Source organism: Photobacterium phosphoreum (assembly GCF_002954725.1).
GTDB lineage: Bacteria > Pseudomonadota > Gammaproteobacteria > Enterobacterales > Vibrionaceae > Photobacterium > Photobacterium phosphoreum.
In genome coordinates this window covers 18,971-37,209 of record NZ_MSCQ01000002.1, presented here as the reverse complement: position 1 = coordinate 37,209, position 18,239 = coordinate 18,971, and the positions used below count along the sequence as shown (strand labels likewise).

Below are 18,239 nucleotides of genomic sequence, written 5' to 3'. Positions count from 1 at the left end.
CTTTGCTACACCATTAATCCGCTGCATAGCCGCCATTACAATAACGTACATCTGGAATAATATTATGCTTATTCAAGAGCCGATACATCGTCGCACGTGAAACACCAAGATCTTTCGCTGCCGATGCAACCTGCCCTTTGTGCGCTTCAAGCATCGTCACAAGGACATCTTTTTCAGCTTCATCTTTTATTGTACGTAGACTTTGTCTCACATTGGTTTTTTTAGGTAAATCAAAATGGTCGAGGCTAACTTCATTACTATCATTTAATAATGAAACCCGCTTAACTTGATTAATAAGCTCACGTACATTACCAGGCCAGTTATATCGCAATAATAACTGTTTAGCATCTTCGCTATAATGCATTGCTAGCGTGTTATATTCTTTCGCAAATTGTTGTAAATAATATTCAGCTAATAATATAATATCTGCACCACGTTCTCTTAATGTAGGAACGACAACATGAAATACGTTCAAGCGATAATAAAGCTCTTTATTAAAAATTTCATTTTTTACTGCCAGTTCTAAATCAATACTTGATGATGTAATAATACGAACATCAAATAAATCATGTTCATTTAATTTTTCATTTTCTGGTTGCTGCAAATAATTGAGTAACTTTAGCTGTAACGACTTAGAAAGCTCTTCTACACCATTCAGTAATACCGTTCCATTTTTAATAATATTACCCGAGCTGGCACACTGGGTCGGGTCTAAAAAAGAGATACGTTCATCACCTTCAACCAATGCAGAACAATTAATGACGGTTATATCATCATTACGCCGTTTACTCAGATTATGGATAGTCTTAGCAATCAGCTCTTTACCTACACCTTGCTCACCAGTCAGCAATACATTAACATCAGTAATCGCCACTCTTTTTACCATATCTCTGAGATGCTTAATCGATTTAGATTCGCCATACAATCCAATTTCGCATTGCTGACTAACATCACTCAACGAAGTGGATTCAATTTCTAACATCCCTAATTGATGGCCCGCTGTATCTAATAATTGACTTGATGGTATTGGCGTAGAAAAAAAATCAACACAGAAGTTATTAATAAATTGACAGATAGAGTCAATCTTTAATTGCTCTTTTTTTATTATCGCGATCCATTTAACCTGCTTGGTTTTATTTGCGCGTTGCGAAATACTATTTAGACTGAAATCATTATTACTTAAATCTACGATACAAACACATGGGCTATATTCTTCTAATATTGCATCCGCAGTTCGCAAATCATAACAGCAATGTGTTTTCCAACCCGCTTGTTCTAACAATGCAATCCACGGTTCATAAGTGCACCCCATGGCAACCAAGCGTCCATTATTCTTTTTTTTATCATTTACAGCTACCATTAGAGCCACCCTTTAAGAAAATAGCTATTCTAGATGTGTATTAAAAAATATAGGTAACAACAATGTATTTTGCATTGTATCAACGATAAGAATAGTAATAAAAATATACCAATAAAAAACCATCAATAATATAAATACTTATATTATTGTTATCTTTCATGGGATTAAATATCTGTAACCGAAAATTAATCATATAATTAATTTATCTTTAAAAAAAAACACAAAAGAAAACATTGAATTTAATTGCTTTTTTTATACATCAAAATATACATTAAAATACGATAATATAGACACTGACTGAATAAATTAAGCAATAATTATAAAGAAAAAAGCAATGATAATACGAGACGTTACCCTACTTTTGTTTTATCCTTGCTGACATAATAATGTGTAATAAATAGGACGACAGTATGTCTACTCCATTAGATGCTGCAATGATTGAAACAATTCAGAGTTTTGATGCTGAGAAACGTTACAAACACTTAGTAAAAGAAGTGGTTGCCAACCGTGAAATTTGGATTCTTACCGATGAACATGGTTGCGTTATGCTCAACACAGACGATGAAGATTGCGTACCTGTATGGCCAAATAAAGAATTTGCAGAAGCATGGGCAACGGGCGAATGGGAAACATGTAAAGCAGAAGCTATTTCATTAAATAAATGGCATAGCCGCTGGACCCATGGTTTAGAAGATGACGAACTTGCATTAGTTGTCTTCCCAATTCCCGAACAAGAAGGTCTTGTTATCTACCCAGATGAACTTGATTATGAATTAAAAACATTAGCCAATAAACGTCGCTAATTAAATCAATGCTTCTTCAATAGGCTAGCGTAAAGCTAGCCTTATTTTTAACGCTTCCCATATAATAGGGTCTATTTTGAATACAGTGCTCGAACACATTAAACAAACACCCAATAAGATTGATTTTAACGACATTATTACAGCTATTTGTCACTATTATCACTATCAACCTACACGTTTTACTAATGGTAATGTAGATAATATGATCATCAATCAAGCAGGGACTAATGAAGGATCATGTAAAATATTTGCGTTTGCACAATTACATCAACTGTCTAAAGATGAAACCCTAGCCTGTTTTGGTGCCTTTTATCGCCATGATGTACTTGAGCATCCACAAGAAAATAATCATCAAAATATTCGTCAATTCATGCTATCAGGTTGGAATGGTATCACTTTTGATCGTTCTCCATTAACACTTAAAACAACAATATAAAAGCCATTAAGTTAGGTCTCACCGAGTGGCTTTATATAAATATGGGGTAACTACAAAGGTTTCTTACAATGACTACACGCTTGTGGTGGCTTCATAAAAAAAGGAGAACGGCTCGCCTGACCACAACTATCACAAAACTTTGTGGATCGAATAGTAAGCAATGTCACAGGTACTAATAAAATCAATATCGAAATCATCCATACTACTGGTGGTTGCATAAAGATAATAAAGCCACCAATCACAACATTACTAAACACAGTATAAATTGGCCATAAACGACGTTTTTTAGCCACATCATTACCACGTTGGAATAACATTACACTCCCCACAGTTAAACCTAACCAAATCACAACGAAACCAATTAATAGATTTTCCTGCATTTTTTTTCCTTAAAATAGTATTTTCTAAGTACAATATTTATTGGTTAAAGATCATACAATTACTGAGTTAAATCAATCATATCAATCTCTGATCATGACGTCGAATATTGATAGCATTCTCGTTACTATGCCGCATTTTTCTCTCCTTTGGTAACAACATTTAAGACAAAAACAACATGTGACAAATAAGTTACAATTATGATGCTAAATATTGTTGCTTATATTAAAAAAAGTATTATATTTAGCGCCAGAACAGGATGTTCATTGAAAATACCGATTTAGCTACCATTTGCTAAAGACGGATTAAGGAGTAAAAATGGTTACGGCTTTATATTCGCAAATACCGATGCATCATGTACGATCTACCCTAAATAGCTATACGGCAACAACGCGTTTGAACATTATTAATGATTGGCGCTATGATAACCTCCAGCAGCCTTACCACCAATTTGAAACATTATATAAACACGCAAAATTCGCGCAAATAGAGCTTAATCAACTAATCAAAAAAGCGGCATTACGTACTGATTGTCACGCAATTCTTCCCACCCACAAATCACGAATCCGCGCCCAACAAAAGATCATGACAGAGCTCAATGGTAACGCTAATGCCTTAACTGATCTCGCTCGTGGCTCAATAATTGCTTCTAATATTGATGATTTAATTTCAGCCTATGATTACTTAATACAATATACCGATGTTCGCGGGGTTAAAAATCGCTTTAGTCGACCAACAGCTTCTGGCTACCGTGATATAAAACTATTAATACGCTTACCAAATAGCCATTTTATTGTTGAGATACAATTGCATCTTAAAAAAATCGCTTCGATAAAAAATGGGGCTGAACATTCAATTTATGAGCAAATTCAAAAAATCGAACGTCAAGCAGTGATTGAATCACGATTACTGCATGAGCTAGAACAAAGGAAAATTCAAAAATTACGCCAACACTCACAACATCTTTATCATCGAGTATGGCAACATTATATGGGTAATAACCGTTTGGCGAGTTAACCATCAACGTGGCAGTTGTGTGTGGTTATGAATAGTGTAAATGTACTGTAATAAATAATTCAAAAATATGAATATCAGCACAGTATTCAAGTTCCATTCAAGGTAAAGTTATTAACATGTAAACAGATAATACATTACAGCCAACATACGTCTTTTTAGTTATACCCGTTTTAGTATGTTTCGATATTGCATTGCAGTATTCTCAGGAGTTGTTTAATGAACATAAAATCTGTTTTACGTACAAGTTTTGTTCTTTTTTGCATGCTCAGCCGCTCTGTTGTGGCTGCGCCAGCTATTACTCCCGCTTTTAATACCCATGACCAATCACAAACACGCCAGACCCAAGCTAGTCGTAAAGCATTTCAACGTGATTTGAGTGGCTTATACAGTATTCAATCATGGAAAGATGATAATTTACGTCAACCATTTAACCATTTTGATGCTCTTTATTTAGCCGCGACTAGCGCACAAATCGAATTACAGACATTACTTCAAACTGTCAGCCTTGCATCAGCGACAAATATCATCATTCCTGATATTAAATCCGCACAGCGTTCACAACAAAAAATCACCACTGAATTACAAGGTGAGACAAACAAAATCACCGATATTGCGCGCGGTTCTATTGTTGCTAAAAACATTCCAGCATTAGTTCAGGCTTATGAATTACTAGCAAAAGAAGCAACAATCGTAAGTGTAAAAAATCGTTTTAAAAACCCAACCCCATCAGGGTACCGTGATTTAAATGTGTTAGTTCGCTTACCCCATAGTCAAATCATTACGGAAGTTCAGCTACACTTAGACGAAATATCAACTATTAAAAATGGTCCAGAACATGACCTCTATGAAAAAATTCAACATATCGAGCGTTTAGCGCAGCAACAGCTGCGTCCATTATCTGAATTTGAAACAGCACAAATTCAGAAGTTACGTCAGCAATCTCACCAGCTTTACCAAACGGCATGGTTAGGTTACCTACAACCTCAAGCGGCCTAACATGTAAATTGAAATAATAAAGCCCGAGCTCCCAATCGTTATCACGAAAAAGCTAACGGGCTTTGCTATGCCTCTCCATAATTCCATTTACCGATAAAAACACCTCCAGTATTCAAACCGACTCCCCTTACAGACAAGATTGTATTTTTTATAAAATATCATTTAAAAACATAATGTTATTTATTTGTATAGCAACATAACAAATTATGTGGCTTGATTAGCATTATTCCGATATTAATAAAAGTGTTTATTTGAGCAATATCATAATTACATTTATTTGCTTTTAATTGGCGTGTTTTTTTATCGTGTAAACGTTTTCAATCCCATAAAATCTAGCACCATATTAATAGAATATATTCCGATATAGAGATGGATTATGGTTACAATTTTTAGCCTCGTTATTATATTCCTTGTAGGCTTACTGATTTACAAGAAGTACAACCCACAAACAACATTACTGCTTGGCGGTATTATAATGATGGCGGCGGCTATTATTTTTAATACTGGTACACCGCTTCCAGAAAACATATCAAGTGGTAATCAGTGGCTTGATATCTTTACCTTTCTAAAAAATACCACGGCAAAAACAGTGGGTACGCTCGGTCTTATCATCATGGCTGTTGGCGGTTTTGCTAAGTATATGGATCATATTGGTGCCTCACGAGCGTTGGTCAATATTGCGATAAAACCATTAGGCTATTTTAAAGCACCTTATCTAGTTATGGCGCTAGGTTATATCATGGGCCAAATACTGAATATCTTTATTCCAAGTGCATCAGGGCTTGGGCTATTATTGATGGTAACGCTTTACCCTATATTAGTACGTCTTGGGGTCAGTAAAATGTCAGGGGTTGCCGTTATTGCAACCGCAGCTTGTTTAGATTTAGGTCCAGCCTCTGGTAACGTAAACCTTGCTGCTCGTACTGCTGATATTCCCGTTACTGAATATTTTATCACCTACCAATTGCCGGTAGCGATCGTAACGATGATAACGATTGCCACATTGCACTTTTTTGTACAACAATGGTTTGACCGTCGTGCAGCAACCACTACTGACGTTGAACTTCAAACTGAAGAAGCCCAAGTTGCACCACCAGCTTGGTACGCTTTATTACCCATCATTCCACTGGCACTGATCATGATCTTTAGCCCAATGGCTATCGCAACCGTGAAAATTGATGTCGTTACCGCAATGTTTATTTCGATTGCTGTCGCGATGGTTTGTGAAGGTATTCGCCATGGTGCAAAACCTATCTTTAAAGATATTTTGGTTTATTTCGACAGTATGGGTAAGCAATTTGCACGCGTCGTCACCCTTGTTATTGCAGGCCAAGCGTTTGCGCACGGTATGAAAGTCATTGGTTTACTTGATACGGTGATTAACTTTGCGATTAATGCTTCAGTATCCCCAGCATTAATGATTATCCTAATGGTTATTATTATTACCTTTGCAGCAATTTTAATGGGATCAGGCAATGCACCGTTCTTCTCATTTGCAGCGATGGTGCCAGATATTGCCGATAAGGTCGGTATTAATGCCATTGTTATGTTAATGCCAATGCAATTAGCATCAGGTATTGCACGCTCAATGTCACCAATTACAGGTGCTATTGTAGCGGTAGCAGGCGTTGCTGATGTATCTCCGTTTGAATTAGTAAAACGTACCGCTATTCCAATGATCGGGGCGTTAATTGTTTCAACAACGATGTCATTACTTTTAGGGTTGTAATCCCATCGACTAACCAAAAAGAAAACCCCGTTAGTTATCATGTTAATGCATAACTATAACGGGGTTTTATTCGTAGTTATTTATACTAACGGATCAATTTAGATACGCTTCCAAGGGCCATTGGCATTGCCAGGTTGATCACCTTTGGTCCACCATTTTGCTTGGTAGTTATTACCGTCAAATATAACTTCATCACTACTATTGTAGGTTTTAGATGCTGACCACCCACCAACTTCACCCGTCTCTTCTTCTACCCATACTGATGAAGCGCCAGGCATTTCACCTTTGGTCCACCATTGAGCAGTATAAGTAATGCCGTTATAAACGACGGTATCACCTGAGTTATAGATAGTATTTGTATCCCACGTATCGCCAACCGTACCACTTTCAGCTTTCACGTTAACAATCACTGTTTGTTGTGCTGATGCTTGACCATCAGAAACAGTAATCACAACATTTACGGTTGTATCTGTGGCTGTTGTTGGCGCTGTAACGGTAACATCAGCACCTGTTGCAGTCACTGTAACCTGACCCGTTGATGCAGAGTAAGTTAATGTATCACCATCAACATCTGTCGCGGTCACTGTAATAACAACATTCTGACCGCTATCAACATCAACCGTTGCTGGCGCGGTTAATTCTGGCGCGGTATTTTCAACCACACCCGAACCTTTCACATTAACAACAACAGACTTAGTTGCACTCTTACGGCCATCAGTAACTTTAATTGTTACTGATGTCACTATATCTGTTGCTGAGTTTGGTGCTGTATAAGTTACCGTTGCAGTACCATCACCATTTTCGATTATTTGCGCTTCTGCAGAGCTAAAGCTTAAACTATCGCCATCGGCATCCGTTGCTGAAACATTAAAACTAATTGTCTCACCCGCAGCAGCAGCTTGTGCACTTGGTACGGTTAATTCAGGTACTGCATTTGGCGTGGTATCAGCACTAAAGACATCATCAATCGCTTCTGCAAGTGGTGAACTTAATTTCGTACATTCTTTGAGCTTACTACCATGATTGATAAAGGTGCCTTCACATTGAATATCACCGTGTACTTGCCATACAATCACACCACCTAAATCATTATCAACAATGTATTGTGCTTTTTTCTTTATCGAAGGAACATCATCATAACTTAAGAAGTATTTACCTTTAACTGCATAAGGCACTTCCGCATTCGCATCCCACTTATGCTCCCAGCCGGAAGTTTTAACGATATAGTTATAATTTGGTGAACCTTCGAACTCTTTCCAGTTATCAACATCAACTGCCGTTAATAATGGCCCATCAACCGACATATTATAAATACGCTTATCTGTTGGCGCACCTAAGTAAGCCTCTGCTTCGGTCGTTTGAACACCACGGCCATAGAACGCTGCTCCAAAGTTGATTTTTTTAGATGGGATGCCTTTCTCTGCCATCCAAATACGTAGCGTATCTAAATCAAGACCTTTAAATTCTTCTTCTGGGTATGGATACAATGGCGCGTTATGCCCAGTAACATTTGACCACGCACCGTTAAGGTCGTAGGTCATCATGTTGAAGTAATCCATTGATTTAACAAGACGTGGCCAATTAAATCCTTCGAGTTTAGCGGTTGATGCTGAGAATGCAGCAGTAAGCAATTTGTCAGGACCAATACGCTTGCGGATGTCTTCCATTAACTGTTCAAAGTTAGCAAAATCAGCAGGATCGCCTGCGAAGTTCATACCGCCAAAGCCTGGATATTCCCAATCAATATCAATACCGTGGAAACCTAATGCCATTAACTTATCTAAATCTTTAAGGAAACGGGCTTTTTTAACGGGATCAGCGGCCATTTCAGGAAAGTGCTTAGACATACTCCAGCCACCGAGTGATGCCATAACTTTAACGCCTTTTTGGTTTGCAAGATCAATCAAACCTGGAGCGCCACCTTCTTTTTTAAGTGGAATCGGCATATTGCCTTCGATACCTGTTGGCTTATGACGCCAGCCTTTACCACTTTTAACAAAACCTTGTGCTTTTACTTTCTCTAAATTTTCGGCATCCCACGGCTCATTAACAGGGTATTGGTGAATATATTCCAATTCTCCCCACAGAATATGGAAATCCCAGCTTGAATACACATCTGGGTGGAGTAACGGCCCTGGCTCCTGCACGCTACCTGGCTTATAAATTTGTTTATTACGTAAATCACCACTGTGTAAGGTACCGTCTTTTGCTACGCCAAAAAATGAGAAATTAAGAATGGAGTAAATATCCATATCTACGTTCAAATGCGTCGCTTCACCTTTTACAGTAAATCCAGCATTAGTACCTTTCCATGCTTCCCATTGCGTTAGGTAACCTATTACGTTCTTATCATGTGTTGGCGCGGCTTGTACTTGAGCGGCCGTACTTGCGAATAAAAAACCTGCAATAATGCCCGCAACTTGGGTTTTATTAAATCCCTTTTCCATTTTGTGCTCCACGTTATGATTAATAGCTAATTGCTATATCAGCTTTTATAAATACAACTGATTTTTTATAACGATTAGTAATGCTTTTGGTCATTAAAAATCTAAACATAGTGTGAAGTAACTTTTTTAATTTAGCGAAAAATAATCACAAATTTAGGCTCAATAACTAACATTAATGCAACAAGATAGTCAGATAACATCTTTTTTTAGCCACAGCATTCAAAAAAAAGCACTTTTATACATGTAAAAATAAAGATGTGGAAGAGATAATATTTATATAAAAATATCATTCTAAAGCGGAGGAAGGCGTTTTTAGGGAAAATATGTCCTCAAATAAAAACAAAAAAAGCGAATCGAATAAATCGATTCGCTTTTTTATTACAAACACTTCTAATATTATGATTATTAACGAATAAATCGGTTATAAACAAATAGTAGAATGAAAGCGCCTAATGTTGCAGTGATAATACTGCCAATGTTAACGCCTGTTGCGTGGCCTAAACCAATAAATTTACCAACAAAGCCACCAACAAAAGCACCACCAATACCTAGCGCCATTGTCACAATCCAGCCGCCGCCATCTTTACCAGGCATTAGCCATTTTGCTAATGCACCTGCGATTAAACCTAAAATAATCCAAGATAAAATGCCCATTCTCTTTCCTCAATTGGCTGATTTTTCACTCTCAATAGAGATAATGTGATTATGGTATAAGTAGACATATATCACACTATTGAGTTCAATAAAAATTACATCACGATAAAAATAGTCGCACTGGTCACAATTATTTACTGCGATTGACTAGCGTGAGCTTCCTGACTTCAAGTAAAATACCCTCCGCTTGCGAGCGTTCATCTAGTCGCATTTTCACTCACAAAAATAGAGAATTACACGTAATGAAATACCAATGGATTTTATTTGATGCTGATGAAACCTTGTTTCACTTTGATGCATTTCACGGCCTTCAACTGATGTTTTCTCGTCATAACATTACCTTTACTGATGCTGATTTCGAACAATATGAAGCGATTAATAAACCATTATGGGTTGATTATCAGAACGGTATAATTTCAGCGACTGAATTACAAAACATTCGCTTTGAAGCATGGGCAACCAAACTTTCGCTATCAACAGAGCAATTAAATCACGATTTCTTAATGGCAATGGCTGATATTTGTACGCCATTAACTGGGGCGAAATTACTGCTTGAATCATTAAGTCCACATGCAAAATTAGGTATTATTACTAATGGTTTTACCGCATTGCAGGAAATTCGTTTACAACGCACAGGGTTTACAGATTTTTTTGATGTACTTATTATCTCAGAACAAGTCGGTGTAGCAAAACCTGATACTCAGATTTTTGATTATGCTTGTCAAAAGATGAATATGACTCAACGCCAGCAAATCTTAATGGTTGGTGATAACCCACACTCTGATATTTTAGGTGGGATCAATGCAGGCATGGATACGTGTTGGCTTAATAGTGATCACCTGCCGCAACCTATCGGTATTAGACCCACTTATACCGTATCATCGCTCGCTGAACTACAAGCTCTGTTACTGCCTTAAAGACTCATTAGATTGTATAAAAAACCAGATACCATTATATAACGATTATTATTCAGTTACTTATATGGTATCTAGTGAGTAAACATAAAAAAAACAGTAATTATTTCTTTGTCGAGCTTTACAATCACACGAATACCGATTAAGTTTGGAGCTCATTTTTCTTAGAGCGTATAAGTTATGTCTCAGAACATTAACAACAATCAGGATGCTACCATTACAGCAACCATACAGATTGCTTGTACGCTAAAATCTGTCGTCGTCGTCACTTTCTGACGCTGACGGGTAATTTATTCGTCAGTAACGCTGGCGGATATGAATTTCACTTCTTATTATCTCTTCCAGCATACTGACTCATATTGTTCGTTTTTGAATAAGGTATGTCATTTGAAAAAAAAAGAACTTGCAGCCATTGGTTTTATGACCTTTGCACTATTTCTTGGTGCTGGTAACTTAATATTCCCCCCTCTTATGGCACAACAAGCTGGTGAAAACTGGTTAATTGCTATTGCTGGATTTTTGCTAACAGCTGTTGGTTTACCTGCATTAACACTGGTTGTTCTGGGACGGCTATCTTCTGCTGAAAAATTAACTGCTGCATTACCAAAATGGATGGATCGTTCTTTTTGGTTCTTAGTGCTAACAACACTCGGCCCTGCGTTTGTTTTACCGCGAGCGGTTACCGTTGCTTATGAGATGGGTATAAAGCCTTTCTATTCTGGCAATGGTTTAATGGTCTTTTCTGCTGTTTTCTGTGCACTAACATTAGTGTTAGCACTTAAACCAGGAAAATTAGTGGATTATATTGGTAAAGTCATGACACCCGCATTGATTGCAATGTTGGCACTACTGGCAATTTCAGCGGTTATTAATCCTTTAGGCTCACCAACCACAGCAATTGAAATCTACCAAAAAGCACCTACTGTTAATGGCTTGATTCAGGGCTACATGACATTAGATGCGATTGCAGCGGTTGCTTTTGGTTGGGTTATTATTCAAACAATCCGTAATACTGGTGTCGAATCTAATAAAGCAATTTCTTACTATACTCTTCGCATCGCACTTATTTACGCGGTTCTAATGTCACTTTGTTACCTTGCTATGGGGTATTTAGGTGCGACGTCTTCTGGTATTGCGCCACAAGCAACCAATGGCGGTGAAATCCTTACCCGTTATGCGGCCGGTGAATTTGGTACGCTTGGACAACTGTTGTTAGCCACGATAACCTTAATGGCTTGTTTAACGACAACGGTAGGCCTAACCAATGCTAACGGTGAGTATTATAAAAACACCTACGGTGTAAAATTCAAACTCAGTGCTACCGTAATTATGGTGTTAACAGCAATTATTTCTAACGTCGGTTTAGAAACCATTATTAAAGTGAGTCTGCCTGCAATTTTAATTTTATGTCCGATTTCTATTTCGCTAATTATTTCAACATTTTTCATCCGTAATCACTCAACACCAACAAAACGTATTATTTCCACTAGCCAAACTATTGTGGTGATCGTTGCAACAATTTTTGGCAGCATTGATGCCTTAAATATTTTAGATAAATTACCCACAACCATCACAACCATTGCTGAACATTGGCTACCATTATTTGCATCTCATGCCTCTTGGTTAGTCCCCGTTAGCATCACTATTTTAATCAGTAAATTATGCAGTTATGGCTATAAAAATCACGATAGCGTCGCTGTAAATTAATAAAGTGTACGGTTCATTATCGTAGGGCTAGATGATATCTAGCCCTTCACTCTCATCACTTTTTCAAAAAACAGCACACTCTAACAACACAATAAATTAGCACCACCACTATTGATCAACAGTAAACCTTTAAAATCTCGCTAATTGGTTAACATTAAACGCTTAAATTAAATTTTTTTCACAATCATTAATAAAAAGTTGAAGAAAGTTATTTACAACACTAACTTTTCTTTATACTTTTAACGTGTAATTCACTTATTCACTAATAGAAGTTGTTAATTTATGCATTCAACTGCGTTTGAACATAGAGCACACAAACACTTAGCTTCAACGAAAGCGACTAATGCTTGGGTTGAAGTGACTTCTATGACGATAATAAAAATATCTCGAATTATTTCCGCTTTTATTCTAGTGATTATTCGCTAGGCTGGCGGGCAAGTTTCCGTCAGCCGTTGCTGATGGAGGATAAGCTTCAACTCTTCATACCATCTTTCAGCAAACCTGCGGAACCATTATTAACGAAGTGACAGTGCGATAACACTTACACTATTACGTTATTAATTACTGTTCAACACTTACCATAATGCAGGTACAACATTTGAAAACACAAGATTTACTCGCTATCGGTCTTATGACCTTCGCCCTATTTTTAGGTGCTGGTAACTTGATCTTTCCTCCCGCGATGGGGTTAGATGCAGGTACATCATTATCATCAGCAATGAGTGGTTTTTTAGTCACCGCTGTGGGTCTACCTGCTTTTACTATTATTGTTCTGGGCCGCATAGGCAGCACAAACAACCTCACTAAAGCATTACCGAAATGGTTAGCAACGACATTCTGGATTTTATTATTTACTGCGATTGGTCCTGCTTTTGGCATGCCTCGTGCAGTTACTGTTGCTTATGAAATGGGATTAAAACCTTTTTTCAAATCAGATCATCTGGTTGCTTTCTCGATTGTATTCTCTGCTTTAACATTAATTTTAGCGTTTAAACCCGGTAATCTGGTTAATTACATCGGTAAGATCATGACACCTGCGCTGATTTTCTTATTAGCAGGATTAGGGCTAGCGGCATTTATTTCACCGCTAGGTGTACCTGCTGCACCTTATGGCGATTATCAGCATAGTGCTGTCACCAGTGGCTTAATCCAAGGTTACATGACCATGGATGCTATCGCAGCGGTTGGTTTTGGTTGGGTTATCATTCAAGCAATTAAAGCAAAAGGCGTAGTATCACAAAAAGGAATCGCTAGCGTCTCATTTAAAGTCGCAATGATCTATTTTGTATTAATGGGCAGTTGTTATATTGCTATGGGGTATGTTGGCGCAACCTCAACCTCTATTGCCACTCATGGCATGAACGGCAGTGTGATCCTTACTCGTTATGTTGCGGGTGAATTTGGGGTCTATGGTCAATGGTTACTGGCGGCGATTATCATCATGGCATGTTTAACCACTACCGTTGGTTTAACCAATGCCTGCGCTGAATATTATCAACAAACATTCAAAGCATCGTTTGGTTTTACCGCGACAATTATTGTGGTGCTAACAGGCATGATTGCTAACTTTGGTCTTAATGATATTCTCAAAGTCAGCTTACCGGCTATTTTAGTATTATGCCCTGTTGCGATTGCATTAGTGTTTGCTTCTTTAACGGCTTCGACCATTCATGTTTCAACACTAACGCATACCTCAGTATTAGTGACAGCTGTGGTATTTGGTACTGTTGATGCCGTGAGTATTCTCGGTAAAATGCCTGTCGATCTTAACCAGTTTTTTAATAAAACATTACCGCTATACCAAGCCCATGCTAGCTGGTTATTACCAACGCTATTGATCTTATTTGTTACGACTATCATGGCACGACTACCTATCGTAGCGCGTAAGTTTAATATGGTGGATTACCGTTTAAATTCAACGGCTAAAAATCAATAATATTATCGCGTAAAGATAATTGGGGTTATCGATACACGTATATATCACGATTGTTATTCTCTATGACACATAAAAAAGCCTCTTACAACTTCAGCTTGAAGTACAGTAAGAGGCTTTTTATTACGTCTGATCACATTACCTTATTCAGGTAAACGCTCACCTGTCATGAACGCATGTAAAATTTCAGGTGTTAACTCACCCGCAGCTTCTAAACGTTTAAGCTCTGCCACAATTTTCTTTTGATCATCAATTGATGGAATCGGTAATTCTGGCTCTTTTTCATAATCATCAGGTAACGATAAATTAAGATCGTGCATGGTAAACCCTTGGTTATTTAAACAAATTCTAATTTTCATGATTATACACTGAAAATTGATCAGAGTTCAGCTTTACCACATAACGGTAATCGGAATTACAGTGATGCTTGATGCTGAGTAATTAATCGATCCATTGCTTCTCGTGCGCGTAGTTGAGCATGTTCAAATATATCGTCTTGGCTCATTGGTTCAACCACTTCATAGTAACATTTCAATTTAGGCTCAGTACCAGATGGTCGCACAACCACTCGAGCACCATCTTCAAGGTGATAAATCAATACATCACTAACAGGTAAGTCAATCGCCTCAACCGATCCATCAGCAAAAATACGTAATGACGTTTTAAAATCCTCAGTACTGTGAATAGCTAATCCTGCAATCGCTTGTGGTGGCGTTGCACGGAGTAAATCACCAATAGGTGCAGCGGTTGGATCAAGTGCAATACTGCGTTGAGCATTAATATATAAGCCGTACTCACGGTAAATCGCTTCAAGTTGATCCCAAACCGTCTTACCGCTTGCTGATAGTTCTGCCGTCAGCTGAGCAAATGCCACTAACGCAGATAATCCGTCTTTATCCCATACCGTATTACCAATGGTGTAACCTAACGCTTCTTCATAGGCAAACAAGAATTGATGATCAACGGTTTGACGCTCCATTGCGACATTGGTTAACCATTTAAAGCCAGTCAGTGTTTGATAATATTGCGCACCGAGTGCCGTTGCAATTTTGCCTAATAATGTTGATGAAACTATGGTATTACCCACTAAACGGGTTGAAGCTTGCACATGATTAAGTAAATAATAACCAAACAATGTACCCACTTGATCACCCGTTAGCATCTGATACTCGCCATCATTACGGCGTACAGCCACAGCAAAACGATCAGCATCCGGATCATTAGCACATGCTAACATTGCTCCATGTTGTTTTGCTTCAGCAATAACAAGATCCATGGCACCTGACTCTTCAGGATTTGGAAACTTCACCGTTGGGAAAGCGCCATCAGGTTCACGTTGAGCTGCAACACTATAGACATGCTTAAAACCGGCATCTGTTAATAATGTTTCTGCCATATCAGCACCGACACCATGCATCGCAGTATAAGCAATACTTATATCTTGTGGATTATGATGATTATTTAATAATGGGTTAGTATTTATTGCCTGACGATAATCTTGATAATAAGCATCATCTAACCACACTAATAACCCTTTTTCTTCGGCTTCAGCTAGATCCATAAGGTGTAATTCAGATTGGGTAGCTTTATCTATTTCAGTAGCAATACCAGCATCATGAGGCGGAATGATCTGAGCACCGTTATTCCAATAAACTTTAAAGCCATTATAAGCCGGCGGGTTATGGCTAGCAGTAACGACAACAGCAGCTGCAGTGTGTAAATGTTTAACGCCAAAAGCAACAATCGGGGTTGCGGCAACTTTAGTAGTGAGATAAACCTTAATACCTTGTGCCGCTAAAGCTGCTGCCGTATCGTGAGCAAATTGACGTGAGTCAGGACGACCATCATAACCAATAACGACGCCTTTATGCGCTGCAGTACTGTCTGTGCGTAATAAGTACTGGCCAAGCCCTGTTGCTGTTTCTTGAATGACGAGTCGATTCATTCGATTAGGCCCAGCACCAACAACACCACGCAAACCTGCGGTACCAAATTCTAAGCGTCCATTAAAACGATCAGCTAATTCAACAGTCGCATTATCAGCCACTAATTGTTGTAATTCTTGACGTGATTTAGAGTCAGGGTCTCGTTGTAACCAACGCGTAATTTCATTATTCATTATTGTTATCCTAGTTCATTTATCATCATCACAACGCAATGGTCACAACTGAGCCATTATGCTGACAGGGTTATCACCATCGTACATGTATTTATCATTACCATTGCACCAGTAATGCAAATGATAAATACTCTCATTAAAATATTCCCTATTTCATTGAATTACAACTACCGTTAAGTAACATTTTTTTAGCAAACGATTACGGTTATCAATGCCTATTTACCATTTCTTGGGCGTTTATTTAAAACAGTAATACCTAAAACATCCTCTAGGCAAATATTTAGACATAAAAAAAGCCTCTTTCGAGGCTTTCTTTATTTCGTCGTATTTACCACATTAGGTCATCTGGGATAACAAAATCAGCATACGGATCATCTTCATCAACAATACTTTCATCTACCACATTGTTCAGTACAATCGATTCTTGATCACGTAAAGCAATCTTATCAGCGACAGCGGCAGGAATAACTTCATAACCATCAAGGTAACGTGCAATCGCAAGACGGCCATTGACAAGTTGAGTTTGGATTATCTTATCAACATAAATTTTCTTCACCGTGGTACCATCGGTAAAGTTATAACCAATATCACCGTGATTACGATCTAAACGGTTCATCTCAATTAATTGTTTCACTTGTGAGATAAATGCTTTTTGTTGCGCTTCTTCATCTCGCTGACGGTTAAGCGTTTTATCTTTCTCCAGCTGAGAGACACGATTTTCCTCAACAGCCGCTTTGGCTTCTTTCGCTTGAGTACGTGATTTTTTAGTGGTCTTACCGGCTTTTTTTAGCTTTTTCTTATCAATAAGACCCGCTTTTAGCATTTGCTCTTGTAGGCTTAGCTTTGCCATTAAAACTCCATCAATTATTCGTAACGATAAGTGATTATTTCACTCATAGATTTATGAATACTATTATCCATGTTTGGTCTAAAACAGGTCAAGCATTGCTGCACATAGATGTAATAATTATTTAAATCAATATTACGGTAAAGTGAAAATACCGCCTCATAAGCAACCCGATCGAAAATAAATATAAAATACATTTTTAGCACTAAAATGTCAGAAAATGCTGATAATTAAATCTATTTTTTGTATTATTATTAACAACATACTTATTAATTGTTATCAGTAATATACTCAGCAGGGAATATAACATGAGCTTATTAAGTTTTATGCGTAACATCAGTATTACGTTTTTTAGTCACCGCATAATAAGCTTATCAAGTAAGGAGTCTTCGACATGGATATGGTAGAAATAGTTAGTCTTGGTGCACAATTTTTTAATCAATCGCCTGCAAATACTCAAGCTGTCGATGAAAATAGTATTTTTTCAGCGCTCTCTCATTTATTAGACGGTAACGCTCAAGCTCAAAATGTGAATCTCCAAACTGTGATTAAAACGCTCAATCAAGCTGACTTATCCAATATTGCTAACTCTTGGCTCGGTAACGAAGTTAATGCTAATATTTCAGCGACCAACATTACTACTATTTTTAGTACCGAGAAACTTGCCACATTCGCGGCTGAACTCAAAATGCCAGAGCAAGATGTCATTCTCGGCCTACAAGATGCATTACCAACGATGATTGATCAAGCAAGCCCTGGGGGTGATATTGATCATAACTTACTTATTCAGCCTTCCGGTGAAATTCATGGTATTGATGATTTAATGGATATAAATAATCTGAAGAGTTTTGCCTCAACCTTTTTTGGTAAAAAATAGCGATGTTACTATTATAATCTGT

16 protein-coding genes are annotated in these 18,239 nt (G+C 37.7%); 9 read left to right on the top strand and 7 right to left on the bottom strand.

Annotated features, from left to right (window positions below; all coding sequences use genetic code 11):
* Nucleotides 1–13: 13 nt before the first annotated feature.
* Nucleotides 14–1,360, bottom strand: a complete 1,347-nt coding sequence (locus BTO21_RS12315; protein ID WP_065194236.1) for a sigma-54-dependent transcriptional regulator — start codon at nucleotides 1,358–1,360, stop codon at nucleotides 14–16.
* Between the two features lie 410 nt (nucleotides 1,361–1,770).
* Between BTO21_RS12315 and BTO21_RS12310 the strand changes: the two genes are divergently transcribed.
* Both BTO21_RS12310 and BTO21_RS12305 read left to right on the top strand, forming a co-directional pair.
* Complete coding sequence (locus BTO21_RS12310) at nucleotides 1,771–2,163, top strand: DUF2750 domain-containing protein (protein WP_045028823.1); 393 nt, start codon at nucleotides 1,771–1,773, stop codon at nucleotides 2,161–2,163.
* An 85-nt stretch (nucleotides 2,164–2,248) separates the two neighbouring features.
* Nucleotides 2,249–2,599: a HopJ type III effector protein gene (locus BTO21_RS12305; protein ID WP_373455490.1), complete on the top strand. Its 351-nt coding sequence runs from the start codon at nucleotides 2,249–2,251 to the stop codon at nucleotides 2,597–2,599.
* Nucleotides 2,600–2,649: 50 nt separating this feature from the next.
* Here BTO21_RS12305 and BTO21_RS12300 read toward each other — a convergent pair whose 3' ends face one another.
* A complete protein-coding gene (locus BTO21_RS12300) occupies nucleotides 2,650–2,979 on the bottom strand; it encodes a hypothetical protein (RefSeq protein ID WP_045028826.1) in 330 nt (109 codons plus the stop codon).
* Between the two features lie 316 nt (nucleotides 2,980–3,295).
* Here BTO21_RS12300 and BTO21_RS12295 point away from each other — a divergent pair, with 316 nt between their 5' ends.
* From BTO21_RS12295 to dcuC, 3 genes are all read left to right on the top strand, one after another.
* Entirely contained in the window at nucleotides 3,296–3,994 is a 699-nt protein-coding gene (locus tag BTO21_RS12295; protein WP_052672638.1) for a nucleotidyltransferase family protein, read from the top strand.
* A gap of 216 nt (nucleotides 3,995–4,210) precedes the next feature.
* Nucleotides 4,211–4,990 (top strand): RelA/SpoT domain-containing protein, encoded by a 780-nt coding sequence (locus BTO21_RS12290; RefSeq protein ID WP_045028828.1) that lies wholly within the window; start codon nucleotides 4,211–4,213, stop codon nucleotides 4,988–4,990.
* A gap of 376 nt (nucleotides 4,991–5,366) precedes the next feature.
* Complete coding sequence (gene dcuC / locus BTO21_RS12285; RefSeq protein ID WP_045028831.1) at nucleotides 5,367–6,719, top strand: C4-dicarboxylate transporter DcuC; 1,353 nt, start codon at nucleotides 5,367–5,369, stop codon at nucleotides 6,717–6,719.
* 98 nt (nucleotides 6,720–6,817) lie between these two features.
* Here the strand turns inward: dcuC and BTO21_RS12280 are convergent, their stop codons facing one another.
* Together BTO21_RS12280 and BTO21_RS12275 are read right to left on the bottom strand one after the other, a co-directional pair.
* On the bottom strand, nucleotides 6,818–9,166 hold the full coding sequence (locus BTO21_RS12280; RefSeq protein ID WP_045028833.1) for a glycosyl hydrolase family 18 protein: 2,349 nt from the start codon (nucleotides 9,164–9,166) through the stop codon (nucleotides 6,818–6,820).
* 405 nt (nucleotides 9,167–9,571) lie between these two features.
* The gene (locus BTO21_RS12275; protein WP_060998390.1) at nucleotides 9,572–9,820 is read right to left on the bottom strand and encodes a GlsB/YeaQ/YmgE family stress response membrane protein; all 249 of its coding nucleotides are present in this window, start codon (nucleotides 9,818–9,820) and stop codon (nucleotides 9,572–9,574) included.
* 242 nt (nucleotides 9,821–10,062) lie between these two features.
* On the opposite strand from BTO21_RS12275, the gene yjjG reads away from it, so the two are divergent.
* From yjjG to brnQ (BTO21_RS12260), 3 genes are all read left to right on the top strand, one after another.
* Nucleotides 10,063–10,737: a pyrimidine 5'-nucleotidase gene (yjjG, locus tag BTO21_RS12270; RefSeq protein ID WP_045028835.1), complete on the top strand. Its 675-nt coding sequence runs from the start codon at nucleotides 10,063–10,065 to the stop codon at nucleotides 10,735–10,737.
* Nucleotides 10,738–11,154: 417 nt separating this feature from the next.
* Nucleotides 11,155–12,441, top strand: coding sequence for a branched-chain amino acid transport system II carrier protein (gene brnQ / locus BTO21_RS12265; protein WP_045028862.1), 1,287 nt, complete (start codon nucleotides 11,155–11,157; stop codon nucleotides 12,439–12,441).
* 598 nt (nucleotides 12,442–13,039) lie between these two features.
* A complete protein-coding gene (brnQ, locus tag BTO21_RS12260; protein WP_045028837.1) occupies nucleotides 13,040–14,377 on the top strand; it encodes a branched-chain amino acid transport system II carrier protein in 1,338 nt (445 codons plus the stop codon).
* A 140-nt stretch (nucleotides 14,378–14,517) separates the two neighbouring features.
* Here brnQ (BTO21_RS12260) and BTO21_RS12255 read toward each other — a convergent pair whose 3' ends face one another.
* The 3 genes from BTO21_RS12255 to BTO21_RS12245 all read right to left on the bottom strand — a co-directional run bounded on the left by BTO21_RS12255 (nucleotide 14,518) and on the right by BTO21_RS12245 (nucleotide 17,343).
* On the bottom strand, nucleotides 14,518–14,694 hold the full coding sequence (locus BTO21_RS12255; protein WP_045028838.1) for an ATPase: 177 nt from the start codon (nucleotides 14,692–14,694) through the stop codon (nucleotides 14,518–14,520).
* Nucleotides 14,695–14,789: 95 nt separating this feature from the next.
* The gene (locus tag BTO21_RS12250) at nucleotides 14,790–16,493 is read right to left on the bottom strand and encodes a phospho-sugar mutase (protein WP_045028840.1); all 1,704 of its coding nucleotides are present in this window, start codon (nucleotides 16,491–16,493) and stop codon (nucleotides 14,790–14,792) included.
* Between the two features lie 328 nt (nucleotides 16,494–16,821).
* A complete protein-coding gene (locus BTO21_RS12245; protein WP_045032323.1) occupies nucleotides 16,822–17,343 on the bottom strand; it encodes a DUF2058 domain-containing protein in 522 nt (173 codons plus the stop codon).
* 391 nt (nucleotides 17,344–17,734) lie between these two features.
* Here BTO21_RS12245 and BTO21_RS12240 point away from each other — a divergent pair, with 391 nt between their 5' ends.
* Nucleotides 17,735–18,217: a YidB family protein gene (locus BTO21_RS12240; RefSeq protein WP_045032321.1), complete on the top strand. Its 483-nt coding sequence runs from the start codon at nucleotides 17,735–17,737 to the stop codon at nucleotides 18,215–18,217.
* Nucleotides 18,218–18,239: the final 22 nt, after the last annotated feature.

Coding starts and splice junctions, on each gene's coding strand:
- dcuC (WP_045028831.1), top strand. CDS start 5,367: ATGGTTACAATTTTTAGCCTCGTTATTATATTCCTTGTAGGCTTACTG.
- BTO21_RS12250 (WP_045028840.1), bottom strand. CDS start 16,493: ATGAATAATGAAATTACGCGTTGGTTACAACGAGACCCTGACTCTAAA.
- brnQ (WP_045028862.1), top strand. CDS start 11,155: ATGACCTTTGCACTATTTCTTGGTGCTGGTAACTTAATATTCCCCCCT.
- BTO21_RS12275 (WP_060998390.1), bottom strand. CDS start 9,820: ATGGGCATTTTATCTTGGATTATTTTAGGTTTAATCGCAGGTGCATTA.
- BTO21_RS12255 (WP_045028838.1), bottom strand. CDS start 14,694: ATGCACGATCTTAATTTATCGTTACCTGATGATTATGAAAAAGAGCCA.
- BTO21_RS12295 (WP_052672638.1), top strand. CDS start 3,296: ATGGTTACGGCTTTATATTCGCAAATACCGATGCATCATGTACGATCT.
- yjjG (WP_045028835.1), top strand. CDS start 10,063: ATGAAATACCAATGGATTTTATTTGATGCTGATGAAACCTTGTTTCAC.
- BTO21_RS12290 (WP_045028828.1), top strand. CDS start 4,211: ATGAACATAAAATCTGTTTTACGTACAAGTTTTGTTCTTTTTTGCATG.
- BTO21_RS12315 (WP_065194236.1), bottom strand. CDS start 1,360: ATGGTAGCTGTAAATGATAAAAAAAAGAATAATGGACGCTTGGTTGCC.
- BTO21_RS12280 (WP_045028833.1), bottom strand. CDS start 9,166: ATGGAAAAGGGATTTAATAAAACCCAAGTTGCGGGCATTATTGCAGGT.
- BTO21_RS12240 (WP_045032321.1), top strand. CDS start 17,735: ATGGATATGGTAGAAATAGTTAGTCTTGGTGCACAATTTTTTAATCAA.
- BTO21_RS12310 (WP_045028823.1), top strand. CDS start 1,771: ATGTCTACTCCATTAGATGCTGCAATGATTGAAACAATTCAGAGTTTT.
- BTO21_RS12245 (WP_045032323.1), bottom strand. CDS start 17,343: ATGGCAAAGCTAAGCCTACAAGAGCAAATGCTAAAAGCGGGTCTTATT.
- BTO21_RS12300 (WP_045028826.1), bottom strand. CDS start 2,979: ATGCAGGAAAATCTATTAATTGGTTTCGTTGTGATTTGGTTAGGTTTA.